This window comes from Enterococcus sp. C53, assembly GCF_040887425.1.
In the GTDB taxonomy this organism is placed as follows: Bacteria; Bacillota; Bacilli; order Lactobacillales; family Enterococcaceae; genus Enterococcus_B; species Enterococcus_B hirae.
Genome location: NZ_JBFOFT010000001.1, coordinates 295,199 through 312,878, shown reverse-complemented (window position 1 = coordinate 312,878; position 17,680 = coordinate 295,199). Strand labels below are relative to the sequence as shown.

General features: G+C 36.8%; 16 protein-coding genes and 2 pseudogenes. 5 read left to right on the top strand and 13 right to left on the bottom strand.

Translation table 11 applies throughout. The features are described from left to right. Window positions 1–58: 58 nt before the first annotated feature. Window positions 59–715, bottom strand: coding sequence for a redox-sensing transcriptional repressor Rex (locus tag AB3I42_RS01485; RefSeq protein WP_010719828.1), 657 nt, complete (start codon window positions 713–715; stop codon window positions 59–61). Between the two features lie 222 nt (window positions 716–937). Here AB3I42_RS01485 and AB3I42_RS01480 point away from each other — a divergent pair, with 222 nt between their 5' ends. After that, window positions 938–2,875 carry an ABC-F family ATP-binding cassette domain-containing protein gene (locus AB3I42_RS01480; protein ID WP_034866355.1) on the top strand — a complete coding sequence of 646 codons (1,938 nt, stop codon included), beginning with the start codon at window positions 938–940 and terminating at the stop codon, window positions 2,873–2,875. A 118-nt stretch (window positions 2,876–2,993) separates the two neighbouring features. Here AB3I42_RS01480 and AB3I42_RS01475 read toward each other — a convergent pair whose 3' ends face one another. The 3 genes and pseudogenes from AB3I42_RS01475 to AB3I42_RS01465 form a co-directional block, all read right to left on the bottom strand. Then, window positions 2,994–3,701, bottom strand: coding sequence for a hypothetical protein (locus tag AB3I42_RS01475; protein ID WP_368022209.1), 708 nt, complete (start codon window positions 3,699–3,701; stop codon window positions 2,994–2,996). Window positions 3,702–3,890: 189 nt separating this feature from the next. After that, on the bottom strand, window positions 3,891–4,550 hold the full coding sequence (locus AB3I42_RS01470; RefSeq protein ID WP_010738281.1) for an ABC transporter ATP-binding protein: 660 nt from the start codon (window positions 4,548–4,550) through the stop codon (window positions 3,891–3,893). An 18-nt stretch (window positions 4,551–4,568) separates the two neighbouring features. Next, window positions 4,569–6,070: pseudogene (locus tag AB3I42_RS01465) on the bottom strand (ABC transporter permease). A gap of 141 nt (window positions 6,071–6,211) precedes the next feature. On the opposite strand from AB3I42_RS01465, the pseudogene AB3I42_RS01460 reads away from it, so the two are divergent. Both AB3I42_RS01460 and AB3I42_RS01455 read left to right on the top strand, forming a co-directional pair. Further along, a pseudogene (locus AB3I42_RS01460) lies at window positions 6,212–6,885 on the top strand (response regulator transcription factor). Window positions 6,886–6,889: 4 nt separating this feature from the next. Continuing rightward, the gene (locus AB3I42_RS01455; RefSeq protein WP_368022208.1) at window positions 6,890–8,206 is read left to right on the top strand and encodes a sensor histidine kinase; all 1,317 of its coding nucleotides are present in this window, start codon (window positions 6,890–6,892) and stop codon (window positions 8,204–8,206) included. A 373-nt stretch (window positions 8,207–8,579) separates the two neighbouring features. On the opposite strand, the gene AB3I42_RS01450 is transcribed toward AB3I42_RS01455, so the two are convergent. Together AB3I42_RS01450 and AB3I42_RS01445 are read right to left on the bottom strand one after the other, a co-directional pair. Then, a complete protein-coding gene (locus tag AB3I42_RS01450; protein ID WP_034866346.1) occupies window positions 8,580–10,376 on the bottom strand; it encodes an ABC transporter ATP-binding protein in 1,797 nt (598 codons plus the stop codon). Next, entirely contained in the window at window positions 10,376–11,008 is a 633-nt protein-coding gene (locus AB3I42_RS01445; RefSeq protein ID WP_010719836.1) for a MarR family winged helix-turn-helix transcriptional regulator, read from the bottom strand. Before AB3I42_RS01445 ends, AB3I42_RS01450 begins: the two co-directional genes overlap by 1 nt. A 369-nt stretch (window positions 11,009–11,377) precedes the next feature. Between AB3I42_RS01445 and AB3I42_RS01440 the strand changes: the two genes are divergently transcribed. Beyond that, on the top strand, window positions 11,378–11,482 hold the full coding sequence (locus AB3I42_RS01440) for a putative holin-like toxin (RefSeq protein ID WP_081115108.1): 105 nt from the start codon (window positions 11,378–11,380) through the stop codon (window positions 11,480–11,482). 444 nt (window positions 11,483–11,926) lie between these two features. Next, window positions 11,927–12,184 (top strand): hypothetical protein, encoded by a 258-nt coding sequence (locus AB3I42_RS01435; protein WP_010738287.1) that lies wholly within the window; start codon window positions 11,927–11,929, stop codon window positions 12,182–12,184. Window positions 12,185–12,262: 78 nt separating this feature from the next. Here the strand turns inward: AB3I42_RS01435 and AB3I42_RS01430 are convergent, their stop codons facing one another. The 7 genes from AB3I42_RS01430 to AB3I42_RS01400 all read right to left on the bottom strand — a co-directional run bounded on the left by AB3I42_RS01430 (window position 12,263) and on the right by AB3I42_RS01400 (window position 17,666). After that, a complete protein-coding gene (locus AB3I42_RS01430; RefSeq protein WP_010738288.1) occupies window positions 12,263–12,538 on the bottom strand; it encodes a hypothetical protein in 276 nt (91 codons plus the stop codon). After that, the gene (locus AB3I42_RS01425) at window positions 12,535–12,885 is read right to left on the bottom strand and encodes a type II toxin-antitoxin system RelE/ParE family toxin (RefSeq protein ID WP_010738289.1); all 351 of its coding nucleotides are present in this window, start codon (window positions 12,883–12,885) and stop codon (window positions 12,535–12,537) included. Before AB3I42_RS01425 ends, AB3I42_RS01430 begins: the two co-directional genes overlap by 4 nt. Before the next feature lie 412 nt (window positions 12,886–13,297). After that, a complete protein-coding gene (locus AB3I42_RS01420) occupies window positions 13,298–14,377 on the bottom strand; it encodes a PotD/PotF family extracellular solute-binding protein (RefSeq protein WP_010719840.1) in 1,080 nt (359 codons plus the stop codon). Further along, entirely contained in the window at window positions 14,374–15,201 is an 828-nt protein-coding gene (locus tag AB3I42_RS01415; RefSeq protein WP_010719841.1) for an ABC transporter permease, read from the bottom strand. The genes AB3I42_RS01420 and AB3I42_RS01415 overlap by 4 nt, the downstream gene beginning before the upstream one ends. Then, a complete protein-coding gene (locus AB3I42_RS01410; protein ID WP_010719842.1) occupies window positions 15,201–16,007 on the bottom strand; it encodes an ABC transporter permease in 807 nt (268 codons plus the stop codon). Before AB3I42_RS01410 ends, AB3I42_RS01415 begins: the two co-directional genes overlap by 1 nt. Before the next feature lie 13 nt (window positions 16,008–16,020). Beyond that, window positions 16,021–17,106, bottom strand: coding sequence for an ABC transporter ATP-binding protein (locus tag AB3I42_RS01405; protein WP_010719843.1), 1,086 nt, complete (start codon window positions 17,104–17,106; stop codon window positions 16,021–16,023). A gap of 17 nt (window positions 17,107–17,123) precedes the next feature. Beyond that, complete coding sequence (locus tag AB3I42_RS01400; RefSeq protein WP_368022207.1) at window positions 17,124–17,666, bottom strand: helix-turn-helix domain-containing protein; 543 nt, start codon at window positions 17,664–17,666, stop codon at window positions 17,124–17,126. Window positions 17,667–17,680 lie beyond the last annotated feature (14 nt).

The following is a 17,680-nucleotide window of genomic DNA, read 5'->3' as shown; positions in this document are numbered from 1 at the left end:
ATGATCATTCATCACTTGAGACTGTTTAGTAAACCAACCAGGTCATCTGAATCATTCGTTACTCAGTTTCTTCAGTCGCTTGCAAGGATGCATCAGAATGAAGAAAATAAATCAACGTTTGTAATTCATTCGTTAAGTCAACATTTTGAATCAACACGTCTGCTGGCGCATTTAATCGAGCAGAAGTAAAATTCAAGATACCTTTAATGCCCGCTTCAGTCAACCGATTAACTACTTCTTGTGCTCGCTCAGCTGGTATCGTCAATATTGCTACTTCGATTTGTTGGATCTTGATTTGCTCAAACATATCTTCCATAGGGTAAACGGGAATCCCATCCACGATCCGTCCAACGATTGCTTCGTTGACATCAAATGCACAACTTACACGGATACTGTTACTTTGATGGAATTTATATTTTAAAAGGGCACTTCCCAAATTACCGACACCGATCAACGCCACATTAGTCAATTGATCATCATTCAATGTTTTTGCGAAAAAATGCATGAGGTCTTCAACATCGTAGCCATAGCCTCGTTTTCCTAATTCTCCAAAATATGAAAAATCACGGCGAATCGTTGCACTGTCAACTTGAACAGCCTCACTTAATTCAGTTGATGATACTTTTTTCTTACCAGCATTATTTAAGATTCGTAAATAACGGTAATACAAAGGTAGACGTTTGGCTGTTGCCTTTGGAATAACATGATCTTTCACTTAATTACCTCCACTTTTACTTTAAGTTTACTTTGATTTATCCATCATATCAGTATATATAGGAAAAAATCAATTTGATTGCTTGGATATTGTGAAATTTTATTCTTTATTCATTTTTTTATCATTTCTTTGAACCTCGCAGTATCAAGGAATTTATGGTAGACTACTAGTTGAAAAAGAGATTTATTCTTAGAGAATTCACAAAGTAGAAAAGAGGATTCCATGATATTATTACAAGCCAATCAAATTGCTCGTCACTTCGGTGCAGAGATCTTATTTGAGAATATCCATTTAGAAATCAGCACAGGGGCTCGGATCGCATTAGTCGGCCGTAACGGAGCAGGAAAATCAACACTTTTGAAGATCCTTGCTGGAATCGAACGCCCCGATGAAGGAACAATTGCTAAAAATAAAGCTGCTACTTTAGGCTATCTGGCACAAGATACTGGGTTAGATTCAGCAGAAACAGTCTGGAATGAAATGCTTAAATCATTCGAAACAATCCGTCAAATGGAAAATCGAATGCGCGAACTTGAAATCTTGATTAGTGAAGGAACACCTGATACACCTTCCTATGAGTCACTTTTGAAAGAATACGATAAATTACAACACGATTTTTCAGATAGAAACGGTTATGGCTACGAAAATGAAATACGCTCTGTTTTGCATGGCTTTAAATTTGATCCGTCTTTTTATGATCAAAAAATCAATGAATTGTCTGGCGGACAACGCACTCGCTTAGCGTTAGCAAGAATGTTGCTCCAACATCCAGATATCTTGATCTTAGACGAACCAACCAACCATTTAGATATTGAGACTCTCTCTTGGTTAGAAGGCTACCTGCAAAGTTATACTGGTGCCTTACTGATCGTCTCCCATGACCGATATTTCTTAGATAAAGTCGCAACAGAAGTTTACGAATTAAATCGAAAAAAAATGCGCCACTATAAAGGGAATTATTCGAAGTATCTTGACATGAAAGCTGAACAATTAGCAACTGAATGGAAAGCCTATGAAAAACAACAAACTGAGATCCATAAATTGGAAGATTTTGTCGCACGCAACTTGGTACGCGCTTCTACGACGAAAAGAGCCCAAAGTCGCAGAAAAGTCCTTGAGAAAATGGATCGGATTGACCGTCCTCAAGGAGACGAAAAACAAGCTCACTTTCTTTTCAATGTAGCAAAACCATCAGGAAATGTCGTATTACAAATCGAAGATGCTGCGATTGGTTATCATAATGAAGTTTTGTCTGAACCGATCAATCTTGATATTCGGCGTCAAGAAGCCATTGCACTGGTCGGCCCCAATGGTATTGGTAAATCCACGCTTTTAAAATCGATCATCCATCAGTTGCCTTTTATCCGTGGAAAAGAACATTTAGGAACCAATGTGACGATCGGCTATTACGATCAAGGTCAAGCAGACTTACACACCAACAAAACTATTTTAGCTGAATTATGGGATGAACATCCAACGACTCCCGAAAAAGAAATTCGTAGCGTTTTGGGTGCCTTTCTATTTTCTGGTGAAGATGTAGAAAAGACCATCCCCTTGCTAAGCGGTGGTGAAAAAGCCCGAGTCGCCCTTGCAAAACTCGCAATGAATCAAGAAAACTTTTTGATTTTAGACGAACCAACCAACCACCTGGACATTGATAATAAAGAAGTATTAGAAAATGCCTTGATTGATTATGATGGTACTTTGTTGTTTGTCTCTCATGACCGTTATTTCATCAATCGGATTGCCACAAAAGTCATCGAATTATCGGAAAACGGTAGTAAAGTTTATTTAGGTGACTATGATTATTATTTGGAAAAGAAACAAGAAGAAGCGGAGATAGCAGAGCTGTTAGCTGAAAAAACACCAGAAGAAGAGCATATTTCTACGAACAAGAAAACCTATTTCCAAAGTAAAGAGCAACAAAAGCTGATACGTAGTTTACAACGTAAAATCACTCAAATTGAAGAAGAATTAGCTATTTTAGATGAACAGATCGAGTCACTAGAACAGCAAATGGTGTCCCCAGAGAACTTGGATGACCATCTCAAATTAAATGAATTGAATCAAACACTCGAAGCAACTCGCCAATCTCAAGAAACGAAACTTTCTGAATGGGAAGATTTGAGTATTGAGCTTGAAGAATATGAAAATGAATAAAAACAGATAAATAAATATTCATTTCTGCACTAGAAACGCTCTCAAAACAGTACCCTCTGTTTCGAGGGCGTTTCACTTATCACAACGCACACTATCAAAGCAATCTCAAAGTGCTTGTTTATTCTCTACCTAAATTTTCTTGAACTTTTGTCTCACTAGATTGTGCCTTTGTTTCGATTAAACTGGGTTCCTTTATTTTATCAGTTATACTTTCCATCGTTTGGCATCCATTCGTTTGAGTTTTTTGGTTTGTCCGACTCTCCATCTGATCCCTCCCCTTATTCAATGAGAAATCAGTGATCTTCTTTGTTACTTGAAAATCAATTACCACTTTGTTTCTTTGACAGCCTTTAGGATTTATTCGCCCAAACATTTCTTGATAAGCTTGTTGATTTAGCCGATAATTAGTAATTTCCCCTCCCAAACACCGCGATAAAATTTCACTTTTTATCTTTATATTCTTCGCTAGTTCTTCTTTGATTTCCTTTAAATTTTCTTTCTCGAACATTGTATCCAACTTATATTCCTGTAATTTTGCTTCATTTATTTGTAGCCAGATATTTAAATAATCTGTTAAATAAATCTTTTCTTGACTATGGACTTGTATTTCTTTATGAAAGGCTTCAGTATGAGATTCATAACTGGTTTCACCACTATTTACTTCTTCTGCTTTTTTTTCTAGTGCATACAAGCGGATTAATGCTGTAGTCGCCGGACAAAAGTCTTTCGGTTCATGAATCTTTTTATTTAGCTTAAGTAGCATTTCATTTACTTCTTTATCTTGATTATTTGAAAAATTTTTTCTAAGCCATTGAGACAATCCCATTCTAAACACTCCTATCTATCGCTCTTTTACAAGAATTATATCTGTTATTCTTTTTATTAATAGGTCACTTTATTCCTTTCAACCTAAAAAAAACGACTATTACTAAAAGAGAGACTGAGCAAAAATTTTCTCAGTCTCCTCTATTCATTTCCTACTCATTCATACTAGTTGCACCAAAATTCTGTTTGTTTAAGATACTTGATTGAATTCTTGATTTTTCAGTTCATACACTACATCGCAGCCTTTAGCGACATCCTGTTCGTGGGTGACTAAAATAATACATTTCTTTTGCTCATGTGCAATCTCTTGGAAAAGTTTAACGATCTCGCTGGAAGTTGCTTCATCCAAGTTTCCAGTCGGTTCATCCGCAACGATTAGATCGTGTTCACAGCATAGGGCTCTAGTGATTGCTACTCGTTGCTGCTGACCACCAGATAGCATCGTAACTTTTTTATCTGCTAAATCCTTAGTGATTCCGACTTTTTCCAAGTTCGCTAAGGCGTAGGCTTTTTTATCTGTCTGTTGGCTTTGAGCAATCTCCATCGCTGTTACCACATTGTCTACTGCCGATAAATACGGCAGTAGATTATAGGCTTGGAACACAATTGATACATCTTTACGACGATATTCCCGCAATCCAATTTTTTTCAACGATTTGTCGTCATAGAGAATTTCTCCGCTTTTTGGTGTATCTAATCCTGCGATCAGGGATAAAAAAGTCGTTTTCCCTGAACCGCTCGTACCTAAAATTGCATACATTTTGCCTTTTTCAAAAGTTAAATTAACATTTTCGAATAATCGTCGGTTGTCTTCATACCAGTAGCCTAAATCTTTTGTTGATAGTGTCATTAAAAATTCCTCCTTTAATTAGGAAATCAATATTTTCTTCGGATTCAGTCGTAGAATTCCTGCTGATGAAAGGACAATTGAGAATAAACTAATCCCCAGCCCAATTCCTGCAAGACTTAAAATCTCGGTTGGCTGCATTGAAATATTTAGTTCTTGAATTTCTTTTGATTGTGTAAATGGATTGCTTCCCATTTGACCACCACTAGGACCACCGTTTCCGCCACCAGGTGCTTGTCCTTGGTTACCTTGATTTGGACCGCCGTTTCCTGCCGTATTCGCTTCTTGTCCATCTGCATTTTGCGAAGTTGTTTGCTGACTCAACAACTGGTTGCCGACTGCATTGCCAACAACATTTCCGCTAGCTGCAGCGATCCCTAAAGCGAAGATCATGCAGACAAAAATCTCAACGAAAAATTGTGAAATAACTTTGACCCGTGATTCACCTAATGAAAGTAATACACTGATCTCATATTTACGTTCACGAATCGACAGCATAATAATCAATGTCAAAATAATGACTCCGGCTACGGCTACTAAAATCACGATATTCTTCGCAAAGCTTGATACATTATTCAATGGTTGAAGCATTTGCTGATACATTTGATCATTGGTTTCTAAGCTGAATGTATCCGTATCGATCAATTTATTCGCTGCTTCTACAAAGCTGTCCATGTCTTTGGGATCATCTAAGTTATAAACTGCCGAATCGATCGTTTTTCCTTCCGATCCAGTTAAGGTGTTAACCAGTGTATAAGAAGAAAAAATCGTGTTCGCTGGATTCATAAAGTTGAAGCGAGCACTCATACTGTTGCCAGAATCACTTGTTTTGTAAATACCTTTAATAGTAACTTCAACATCTTTATCATCGGTATCTTTAATCTTAAATTTGTCCCCGACACTTAGATCGTTCGCTTCCGCTAAACTTTGCTCGATCAGTACATTATTCGTCCCTTCATCATCCGAAGTGATTGCCTTGCCTTCAACTAGGCTAGCTGTTCCTGATGAAAAATCACTGTAAGAATTACTTTCGGAAACACCTTTAATTTGGAAATCCCCTTGACTCATCCCACCAGGTGCTTTCTGTCCACCAAATCCAACAGCTTGTTCATCCGAAGATTCCTCTTCACTGTCACTATCACTCGAGATCGGTGTAATCCCTGTGCCTTTATCCGCTGAAGTACTTGCTTCAAATGAATACGATTTAACATTCGCTAATTCTGCGATTTTTTTGCATCACTCAAGTTGACGGGTGTCTGTTCAAAGCTACCTGGATCTGGACGACTGCTTTCATCATCTGAATCTGAATTTGATTGCTGTTTGAACATTGCCTCTCGGTTCGTTGATAAGGTGACGGTCGCCCCGACACTTTTTTTCGCATTCGTGGTCGCCAGTTCAGCGCCGCTGCGGATCGTTAACCCCGCTAATACAAAAATTAATATGGCGGAAAAGACGGTGATCATAATGATGCTGCGTCCTTTTTTTGCCCAAAGGCTTTGAATCGCCCGTTTGATATAATTCATTTTGGTTCCTCCTTCATTTGTCTGTTTATAGAATAGGCAAGTTGGCTTAACCGAAGCTTAAACGAGATAAAAAAGTTTTTAAGGTTGTTTTAGGAAAGCGTGGTAAACTGAGTAAGTAATAGATGAAAAAGGAGAAAATCAATGATAAACCTTTTAATAGTAGAAGATGAAGCGACACTTTCAGATAATATAAAAGAAATCTTGTCGGATTTAGGTGAGATCACACAGATCTATGATGGGGAAGAAGGCTTATTTGAAGCAGAAACTGGTGTTTATGATCTAATATTGCTGGACCTGATGCTGCCAGGGAAAAACGGCTACGAAATCTTAGCAGAATTACGGAAAAAAATATCCAAACCCCTGTGCTGATTCTAACTGCCAAAGATGGCCTAGAAGACAAAATCACTGGATTTCAAAAAGGTGCAGACGATTATTTGACGAAACCTTTTTATCGCGAAGAACTGATTATGCGGGTCAAAGCGTTATTGAAGCGTTCGTTAGGATTGTTTTCTGAGAATCAAATCGTCTATAAAAATATTACCTGCAACCTTGCGACGAAAGAAGTAACCATCGACGATGAGATCTTATCAATTCAAGGAAAAGAATTTGATCTCTTGGTTTATTTCATCCAAAATAAGGGCGTGATTTTAACAAAGGAGCAAATCTTCGATCGGATTTGGGGATTTGATTCCGATACGACCATTACAGTTGTAGAAGTATATATGAGTCACTTAAGAAAACATTTGAAGCCGTCAGGTGCAGATCAGTTCTTTAAAACACTGAGAAATGTCGGCTACATCTTACAAAAGGATTAATGCTATGAATACCGAAATATCAAGAAAACAACGATTAAAATTTTTCTTCTTAAATGTAGCCGCTTTCGCAGGTATCTTCCTATTATTAGGATTTATAACTCTACAGCTGCTGCAAAGCTCGGCCTACCGCCAGACAGACCTGTCACTAACTCAAATGGCGGAGAATGAACATCTTATTCAGATGGAAATCAACCGGTACCAACAAAGCAATCCCTTTCTGGCACAAATGCCGGGCGATCAGCTGAGAGAGAATGGACCAGAAGGCAATAATCAGTTCAATACTCAGATCATTTTATGGTCAAAAGAAGGAGCGATTCTCAACAAAGACACGATTGGTGGACGGTTCACTGAACTGGAAAATTTAACCTTAGATAAGAAAAATCTCGATTCTGTTCAAGCATTAAGTTTAAAAAATGCAGGCTATTCTAGCCAAAAACTTTCCTTTCATTCGTATACAATCAAAGCAGATAAAGGAGGAGACATCGCCTATATTCAATTTTTAGCCAATACCAATCAAATCGCAGACTCCATGAAAACCTTCAAGACAACACTGATTATCTGTATGGTCGTTTTTTGGCTGATTTCGATTGGAATAAGCTTTTACATTTCAAAAATGAATATGCAACCCATCATGCTCTCATGGCGCAAACAACAGGAATTTGTTGAAAATGCCTCTCACGAATTACGCACGCCACTAGCAATCATTCAAAACAGCCTGCAGCAATTGTTCACCCGACCCAATCACACCATCTTGGAAGAGTCTGAACCAATTGCCCAAGCCCTGAATGAAACACGGCGAATGAAAAGCCTGACTGAAGACCTGCTAACCTTGGCACGCAGTGATTCCAATCAGTTGCTTCTGCAGAAAGAATCAGTTAATCCCAAAGACTTTATTCGTCAATTAGCCCAGCCCTTCCAGGAAATCGCAGAAATAAACGATCAATATTTTGTCTTGGAAAACTTTGCCGATCAACCAGTGATAGTCGACGAAAAACGTATCCACCAAGTTCTAGTTATTCTGCTGGACAATGCGCTAAAATACACAGAAGCTAAAGAAAAAATTGTCCTGCAATCTGAAATCTCCAACGATAATTGGCTGATTGAAGTCAAAAACAACGGGCCATCTATCAGCGATGAAGACAAAAGACGAATTTTTGAACGCTTCTACCGCGAAGACCGCTCTCGTTCTAAAGAAACTGGTGGCTATGGTCTTGGTCTCGCAATTTCCAAACAAATCATCACTCAGCATAAAGGCAAACTGTCCGTAAGGGACTGGGAACCTAGAGGAGTCGTTTTTCAAATACAATTGCCAATGAAATAGATGACAAAACGACTAAATTGTGATCAGATGATAGATTTTTATACCTGTATGTAATTCCTTCTCTTTTGTTTCTATACTTTGTGTGACTGAGCCAAAACTTGTCTCAGTCTCTTCTAGTATCTCTAAAAACGAATAAACGGTGAAAAAAAGACACCTTGAAATCCTTTAGAATTAGTTTAACGAACCAATTCATAGGAGGATTCAAGATGTCTGATACTCAGTTTATCAAACATATCCTAAACATTCTAAACCTGATTATCTATTTCGCGGAAAATTGTTTAACCAAATAAAAAGAACAGAAAAAAGTATTTCTTCTTTCTCTTAGATTCTTCGCATTCTTTCAGTAAGATAAAAGGATTCAGCTTTTTAACACTTAGGCAATTTGCAATGTATCAACTTTAAATTGTTCGTCTACGTATTTGGCATAGGTTTTGTGTTTTTCAACAAGCTCAGCGTGTTTTCCTGAACCGGTTACTTTTCCTTTTTCGATAAAGTAGATTTTATCAGCATCCACGATCGTTGATAGACGATGTGCGATCACTAATGTTGTCCGACCTTTCATCAGATTTGCCAAGGCTTGTTGGACTTTTGCTTCTGATTCAGAATCAAGACTTGCTGTTGCTTCATCCAACATCAAGACCTTTGGATCTCTTAAGAACGCTCGAGCGATTGCCAGTCGTTGCCGTTGGCCTCCAGAAATTTTCGTACCACGCTCGCCCACTTCTGTATCTAGACCATTGGGCATCTCTTCCACAAATTGACGTGCATAGGCTAATTCTAACACTTCCCAAAGCTGCTCATCTGTGTAAGTATCCGCTAATCCATAAGTTAAATTATAACGGATCGTTCCTGCCATAATAGCAGAATCTTGGGAAACATAGCCAATTTGACTACGATAATTGGACAACTTGATCTTTTGGATCTCCGTTGTGCCAAATTTGATCGTACCTGCTGTTGGCTCATAAAAACGTTCTAATAAACTGAATGTAGTCGATTTCCCTCCACCAGAAGGACCCGCAAAAGCAATGATCTCGTTAGGTTTAGCTTCAAAAGACACATTCGTTAAAATCGGTTCCTCAGGTGCATCACTATAAGCAAAGTCCACGTTAGAAACACACAATGTTTTGTTCGATAAATCCACTTCTTCACCAGATTCAAAGTCTTCAGGTACTTCATTCAATAATTCTTGTACACGGCGTGTCGAACCAGCAGCTTTTGCCATTTCAGAAAACAACGTGGCAATCGTTGGCATCGCGCCGATCAGATTGAAGAGATACATGAGAAAACTCATCAATACCCCGATCGTCATCGCACCAATCGCAATACGATGCATTCCATAAGCTAGCAAACCAAAGACCATACTCATAAAAACCATCATCATGATTGGTTGCATTGCAGCATCAAAGACTGCTTCTTTTTTACCAACGCGAAACAAACGATCGACTTCATTTGCTGCCCGTTCTTGTGCTTGTTGTTCGGCATTCGACGTTTTTACTAAACGAATTTCAGACAACGTTTCTGTTGCGATTCCATTGAAATGACTCATAGCATCTTGACGGATATGACTGATCTTTGAACCAAAGGTCATCACAGGAATCATCAATAGGATAACGACGGGAACAGCAATAACCATGGCTAGCGACATATGCCAGTCCATTCGGATCATCATATAAACAGTCCCGATTACGGTAATGATGCTCGCAATCGTTTGTGGAAACGTCACAGCCAACAGTTGTTTTACCTGGGTCGTATCATTCGTTACTCGGCTGGACATCTCACCCGCCTTCACCGAATCAAAATAGGTGACTTTCAGTATCGTTAATTTATTCCATAAACGTTTTCGCATATTTTGAATGACGTTTTCGCCAAAAATTCCTAGAACCGTCCCACCAATCGCTGAAATTACAGCTGAAAAAACGAACATCCCCACGACTCTTCCTAATAAAGCATAATCGATCCCCTCTTGAAAATGATTAACTAAATTAGCCGCCAATTTAGGAACATAAACTTGTACAGCTGATGAACCTGCTAATAAGATCATGCCGATCGCCAGTAAAGGATAGCGCGGTTTTGTTTGTTTGATTAAACCAAGAAATTCTTTCAAAGAAAATCTTGTGTTCGTTTGTTTCATCGAGATACTAACGGGTCTTCCGCCTCCACCTTGTGCCATTATTTTCTACGTCCTTTCTTCCATCCTTCAAAGCCACCGTAATGTCTATCAAATCGTCCATCGAAGGCATCTCGATCAAAGCCACCTCGACCAAAACCACCGAATCCACTGCGATCCATCATCTGTTCACGTGCTCTGCCAAAATGCGCACTCATCTTATTGAATCGTTCCCAGCGTTGATCATCGCCGAAAACTTCAGCTAATTTTTCTTGAAATTCAGGACGATTGATATTTTCATTCATTCGTTCAAGGTAGGTATTCAATTGTGCTAACTCTTCTTCTGCAAAACCTTTAAATAAGACATCTTTTAACGTTGTACTGATTGAACCACGCTCTTGCAGACTTTCTCGACCTTTATCAGTAATCTTGACCAAAGTCACTCGGGAATCCGTTGCTGATTTTTCCCGCATGACCGTCCCAGCCTCTTCTAATTTTTTGATGATTTGTGTCACACTAGACGGTTTAATATCTAGCACTTCAGCTAATCGTCCTGCCGTCACATCGTCCTCAGCCACTAAAATTTTTAATGTTTCAAAAGCATTGTCTGTCTTTTCTTCCACTTGATAGGCAAAAATCAAAAACGGTTGATGCGCAATCTCTAACAGATTTTCTAAGATTTCATGATTATTCATAAGATGACCTCCAAAATACTTACTTAGTTTATATCGATATCAACAAAATAAATGATAAACCATTTATTTTGTTTGTCAATAACTAAACTAATTAAATAGTTAAAAAAATAGTTAGCCAAAAAAATCTAAAATTGACTAACACTTGATAAGTGAGTTGGTTTGTTTTTTTCAATACGCATTATCCCTTCTATTTTTTTATTTTCAAACAAAAAAATAGACTCAGTTCTTTTTGGATTTTCAAGAAAATAACTAAGTCTATATGCTATAATCCTTTATGACAGTAAAGTTTAATGACGGTGGCTTTCCATTCTGAAAGCGAGGTGGTGCTTATGCACATAATCCCACACTTTAGAGAAAGGAGATGCCTTTTTGTCCGCATATGAGACAATTCAAACCATTCTTAGGTTTGGTATGTTTACCATTTCTTTGATTGGCTTGGTTGTATCTATGCTTAAACATGACAAAAAGAAATAGCCGTCACTTTAGCGAGAAGACTGGCTATTTCTTTTTGAAATATTTAGTTTAATTGCCACCGTCTTTAGCGGTGCTGTCAAAAGGGAACTGTTGACGCAGTTCCTTTTTGCACGATTATTATAGCATGACTCTATTCTTCTGTTCAATGTTAATTTCTAGCATCTTGATTAAAGATTAAAATTGACTTCTATCAATTCATATAAACACCAAAAATTCTGATATCAAGGCATTTTTGAGTAAATAGCTTACTAGCAAACCCTAACTGATCACAGTAGTACGATAGTCAAAGAGGATATTTTTAACTAAATTGATTTATCGTATAGTGTGATAGAGGGAACTAGTTCTACTTACTTATGCAATAAAACATATCTAAAGAGTTTTATTTGAAAAAAATATATTGACATTTTATACTTGAATTATCAAATAAAAAGGACGTGAAGATAAATGTCAAATTTAGAACATAAAGAAGAAAAAACTTTAGACAAAATTATTGCTACGGTTAATAAACTGGATAAAGAATTAGACGAACTTGATACGTTATCTGAAAATCCAGAAAAAAAACATAACCTAAAAAAATGGTTAGTTGAACGAAAAGCGATTCATGAAATTAAAAAAATTCTTCATGAAGCTGGTAAATATGAGAAATATGATGAAAAAGAACTTGATAAAGAATTTAAAGAAATTAATGATTTATTACAATAATTGATTTATACGACTCATTTTGAGTCGTTTTTTATTTATAATAAAGCATTCCTTTCAAGAAGATAAAACAAATGAGAGTCATTGTTTAAGTTTAGTTTGTATATAAAGTCTATAGCTATTTTTAAATTCAATATCTGCTATTTTCATTACTTTTTTCATTGCTTCATCTGAAGAGTCAAACTGGTACCTATTCTTTTCGAATCCATCTTCAACTATCGTGTATTGATCTTGGTTATAACAGATAAATACATAGCGATCTTTTTTGAATGTAAGAATTTTTAAAGCGAAACAGTTCTTTGACTTAAATGTTTTTTTCAAATATTGTTTTAATTGCTTTTTATAAATCATGTTCATTTTACGGCACTTCTACTTTCTTCATCGACTAGCCATTGATTTTTGTTGAATCGATTAACCAACTTATTTACTTCCTTATCAAATAAAAATTTTTTCAACGTTCGACTAATATAAAAAACTTGCACCTTTTTGCCATCTATTCTAAAAGCAATTCGAAAATCTTCCTTTCCTAAATGGATTTTCATTTCATAAATAGAGTATTTTGCAGATGAATGGACAGGTTTGATGCGATAAAAATTATGTGTCAAATACTCATTCACTTTATATACGATTATTTCTTGGTATTTTTTTGATTGATTCTCAGAAAATACATCGGAAAATTCCTTGCTGAACTCTACAGAGTACATAACTATACCTTCTTTGTTAGATGATTTATGTAAAGGATAGAATACAAATACAATAGAATGTCTCATACATCACAATATAATTATAGTTGATAAAACAACCTATTTCTATTCATATTCATTATATCAACTATAAAAAATAGCCACCAAAAGGCGACTGAAAAATAGGCTTTTATTTGTAAGTTACCTTACAGGCTTTAGACTAATCCAACCAATGCCTATCAAAAACATATCATACTTGTTGCATCACTATTTCGTCTATTTTCTCTGGTAGAAAATCGCTGGTAGAAAAGATAAAATAACACAAAAAAAGCGCCTAAAAAGACGCTTTTGGTAGAAAATTGGAAAACTGAGTATCAGAAAGTACGTGAAATAGGCTATTTTAAGATTGATTTTCTCCCAATTTCACTAAGTTTTACCAGCTTTTCCGATACATCTTGAACTCTAAGAACAAGTCGTTATAGATTCCTAAAAACTTAGGTCCAAGGTCTTCATAAACTTCTAGATGAGAGATGGTTTCATCAGAGGGATAGAATTGTTCATCTTGGGAAATTTCTTTTGGTAAAAGAGCTTTCGCTTTTTTGTTAGGTGTTGAGTAGCCAATGTATTCAGCATTTTGGGCAGCATTTTCTGGTTTCAACATAAAGTTGATGAAATCATACGCACCTTCTTTGTTCTTGGCTGTTTTCGGCATCACAATATTATCAAACCATAAATTCGAACCTTCTGAAGGGATCACATAATGAAGATGTTCATTTTCAGACATCATATCTGCTGCTTCTCCAGAAAAAGTTACTGCGACGGATGCTTCTTCATTGATCATATACATTTTGATTTCATCAGCTACGATCGCTTTGACGTTAGGGGTTAGTTTGTTCAGTTTATCTGCAGCTGCATTCAATTGATCCATCTCTTTGCTGTTCAACGAATAGCCCAAACTGTTCAACGATAGCCCCATCACTTCTCTGGCACCATCGATCAACATCAAACTATCTCTTAATTTCGGTTTCCAAAGATCATTCCAGTGCTGGATTTCCTCTTTATTGAAAACTTTATCATTATATACGATCCCCAAGGTTCCCCAAAAGTATGGAATCGAATAGGTATTTTGGGGATCAAAGTCTAAATCCAAAAAGCGCTCATCAATGTTCGCTAATCCTTTGATCTTGGAATGGTCTAAAGGAAGCACTAATTTTTCTTTGATCATCTTTTGGATCATGTATTCACTAGGAATGGCTATATCATAATTTGTGCCACCTTGTTGGATCTTAGTAAACATGGCTTCATTGGAATCAAACGTTTCATAATTGACCTTATACCCATATTCTTTTTCAAATTTTGTGATCAAGCTAGGATCAACGTAATCGCCCCAATTATAGATCGTAACGATTTTTGCTCCACTCATTCCACTTGCTTGTTCTAATTGCCGTACACCAAAGAGCAAGATCAAGATGATCACAACGATACCCACAAACAGTGATTGTAATTTTTTCATCGTAAGCGTGCGACCTCCTCACGTCCTCGGCGATTTTTTCTCAGTTTTTTTGAACGATTTTCTTTACTAATGAAATAATAACCGATCACTAAAACCATCGAAAATAGGAACACTAATGCACTTAACGCATTGATTTCTAAACTGATTCCTTGACGAGCACGAGAATAGATTTCTACTGACAACGTAGTGAATCCATTACCTGTCACGAAAAAGGTCACCGCAAAATCGTCTAATGAATAAGTAAATGCCATAAAGTAGCCTGCAATGATGCCCGGAGATAAGAATGGTAAAATAATATTTTTTACGACTTGAAAATTATTTGCACCTAGATCTCTAGCGGCATCAACCATCGAATCATTCATTTCTTGTAATTTAGGTAATACCATCAATACAACGATTGGGATACTAAAGGCAATATGAGAAAGCAAAACACTCTGGAAACCTAATCCAAAGCCTAAAAAAGTAAAGAAAATCAAGAAACTGGCACCAATAATTACATCTGGTGAAACTAATAAAATATTATTCATACTTAGTAATGTCGTTCTTGCTTGACGTTTTTTAGTATAGTAAATCCCCATTGCCCCAAACGTTCCGATAATCGTTGCGATCAGTGCCGATAAAAAGGCTAACATAAAAGTGTTCAATACAATAATGATCAATCGTGTATCTTCAAAAACTGCCTGATAATGGTCCCAAGTAAAACCGGTAAAGTTGTTCATGGTACCACCGTCATTAAAGGAGTAGAAAATCAAATAAAAGATAGGCAAATATAATAGTAGAAAAACAATAAAGAGGTAAAGGTAAGACCACTTAAATTTTTTCATCATGCGCGGCCTCCCTTCTTCTTCTCACCCGTCAGCAACATCACTATAAACATTGCAATAATCAAAATAACTCCGATCGTCGAACCCATCCCCCAATTTTGAGTCACGAGAAAATGTTGTTCAATTGCTGTTCCTAAAGTGATCACACGATTTCCACCAATCAGTCGTGTCAACATGAACAATGACAGTGAAGGAATAAACACTGCTTGAATCCCACTTTTTACACCATTCAATGACAATGGGAATACTACTCGGCGAAATGTTTCAAAATTATTAGCTCCTAGATCACGGCTAGCACTGATCAATGACGGATTCATTTCTTCCAATGCATTGAATATCGGCATAATCATAAATGGAATCTCGATATAAGTTGCCACAAATAAAAAACTAAAATCGGTAAACAAAATTTGTCTTGGAGCAATCCCTAAAAATTCAAAAAATTGATTCACACTTCCATGGATACTAAAAATACCAATAAACGCATAAGCTTTTAGTAATAAATTCACCCATGTTGGTAAGATGATCAGCATCAACCACAACTGTTTATGTTTTAATTTAGTTAAAAAATAAGCAGTCGGATAGCTGATGATTAATGTAAAAAAGGTGATCAAAAAGGCATACCAAACAGAATTTAACGCCATGAAAAGATTCGTTCTAGACGTCAAAAAAGTAGCATAATTATTTAAAGTAAAGTGTCCATTCATATCAAAAAAAGATTGGTAAATGATCATCAAAACTGGTGCGATCACGAATAGACCAAGCCAGAGTACATAAGGAACAGAGTAGATTCTACGCATTGCTTTCATTGACTATTCCTCCTTACTCTTCATAACTATCAAGTCGTGCATCAAATTCTTCTTCTGATTCATTAAAACGCATGACATGGATATCTTCTGGATCAAAGGCTAGACCAACTTTGCTACCCTCTTTTGCTTTTTTCGTTGAATGAACCGTCCATTCATTTTGTTGCTCATCGTAACAGACAATTTCATAGTGGACCCCACGAAACAGTTGCGTATCAACAGTCACAACCAGTTTTCCCTTATCAGGGGTAGTAATCGTTAAATCTTCAGGGCGCAAGACGACTTCAACTGGTTCATTGGGACGCATTCCACCATCAACACATTCAAATCGTTTGCCAACAAACTCTACAAGATTATCGTCGATCATCACACCATCAACGATATTGCTTTCACCCACAAAATCAGCCACAAAATGATTGATCGGTTCATCGTAGATATCGACAGGTGTTCCACTCTGCACGATTTTCCCCTTATTCATCACAAAGATTTCATCGCTCATTGCTAAAGCTTCTTCTTGGTCATGTGTCACAAAAATAAATGTAATTCCCAAACGTTGTTGCAGCTCTCTTAATTCATACTGCATATCCGTTCGCAGCTTCAGATCCAGCGCAGACAGAGGTTCATCTAACAATAATACTTTAGGTTCATTAACGATAGCCCGCGCGATAGCCACACGTTGTCTTTGTCCACCAGACATTTCGCTAATTTCTCGATTTTCGTACCCAGGAAGTTGCACCATGCGAAGTGCATCTTTGACTTTTTTCTCAATATCGACTTTATTCATTTTTTTGATTTTCAATCCAAAAGCGACATTGTCGAATACATTCATATGAGGAAATAAGGCGTAATCTTGGAAAACCGTATTTACTTGCCGTTTATTAGCTGGCACATCATTTAATCGTTTTCCCTCAAAATACATTTCGCCTTCAGTAGCATCTGTGAAACCAGCAATAATTCGTAAAATCGTTGTTTTTCCACAACCCGAAGGACCTAATAAGGTATAAAATTTCCCTTGTTCGATCTCAAAACTCACTTTTTTCAAAATCGTTTCATCATCATAGCGTTTGACCACCTGATCAAATGAAATAATTGGTTTTCCCACTTTTTAACCCCCTAAAATTACAAGTACGATTCAGTAGCGACAATCAATGCCCTCATACGTTTTGATTGATGATTCTTCAATTGGTGGTGCTTTGTTGCTTGGTAATAGATCGATTGACCTGCTTTGGCAATATATCGCTCTTCACCTAAGCTTAACTCTAATTCCCCCTCTAACACAAAAATAAACGTTTCTGATAAAGAAGGTTCAAATAATTTATACTTTCCTGCTTCATTGAATGTCAGTAAAACAGGTTCCATTTCTTTTTCATTCGAATCAGAGACCAACCATTCAAGTTGATAACCATTTTCTTCATCTAAATAAACGGTATGATCTTCTTTAGAATAAACAACTTGTAGATTCACTGTTTCTTGATGGAAAAATTCTTCAGGGGAAACACCTAATACTTCAAGAATCGAAAAAAATGTTTCCATGGATGGCGAACTCAAGTCACGTTCTAATTGAGAGATATAGCCTTTTGATAAATCCGTACGTTCACCTAATTCTTCTTGTGTCAAATTTTTCTGGATACGTAAATTTCTTAACTTCTCACCTATTTCCATCTCATTCCTCCTCC

Excerpts from the sequence above, each read along its gene's own strand:
- AB3I42_RS01480 (WP_034866355.1), top strand. The coding sequence starts at position 938 with ATGATATTATTACAAGCCAATCAAATTGCTCGTCACTTCGGTGCAGAG.
- AB3I42_RS01475 (WP_368022209.1), bottom strand. The coding sequence starts at position 3,701 with ATGGGATTGTCTCAATGGCTTAGAAAAAATTTTTCAAATAATCAAGAT.
- AB3I42_RS01470 (WP_010738281.1), bottom strand. The coding sequence starts at position 4,550 with ATGACACTATCAACAAAAGATTTAGGCTACTGGTATGAAGACAACCGA.
- AB3I42_RS01455 (WP_368022208.1), top strand. The coding sequence starts at position 6,890 with ATGAATACCGAAATATCAAGAAAACAACGATTAAAATTTTTCTTCTTA.
- AB3I42_RS01450 (WP_034866346.1), bottom strand. The coding sequence starts at position 10,376 with ATGGCACAAGGTGGAGGCGGAAGACCCGTTAGTATCTCGATGAAACAA.
- AB3I42_RS01445 (WP_010719836.1), bottom strand. The coding sequence starts at position 11,008 with ATGAATAATCATGAAATCTTAGAAAATCTGTTAGAGATTGCGCATCAA.
- AB3I42_RS01435 (WP_010738287.1), top strand. The coding sequence starts at position 11,927 with ATGTCAAATTTAGAACATAAAGAAGAAAAAACTTTAGACAAAATTATT.
- AB3I42_RS01430 (WP_010738288.1), bottom strand. The coding sequence starts at position 12,538 with ATGAACATGATTTATAAAAAGCAATTAAAACAATATTTGAAAAAAACA.
- AB3I42_RS01425 (WP_010738289.1), bottom strand. The coding sequence starts at position 12,885 with ATGTACTCTGTAGAGTTCAGCAAGGAATTTTCCGATGTATTTTCTGAG.
- AB3I42_RS01420 (WP_010719840.1), bottom strand. The coding sequence starts at position 14,377 with ATGAAAAAATTACAATCACTGTTTGTGGGTATCGTTGTGATCATCTTG.
- AB3I42_RS01415 (WP_010719841.1), bottom strand. The coding sequence starts at position 15,201 with ATGAAAAAATTTAAGTGGTCTTACCTTTACCTCTTTATTGTTTTTCTA.
- AB3I42_RS01410 (WP_010719842.1), bottom strand. The coding sequence starts at position 16,007 with ATGAAAGCAATGCGTAGAATCTACTCTGTTCCTTATGTACTCTGGCTT.
- AB3I42_RS01400 (WP_368022207.1), bottom strand. The coding sequence starts at position 17,666 with ATGGAAATAGGTGAGAAGTTAAGAAATTTACGTATCCAGAAAAATTTG.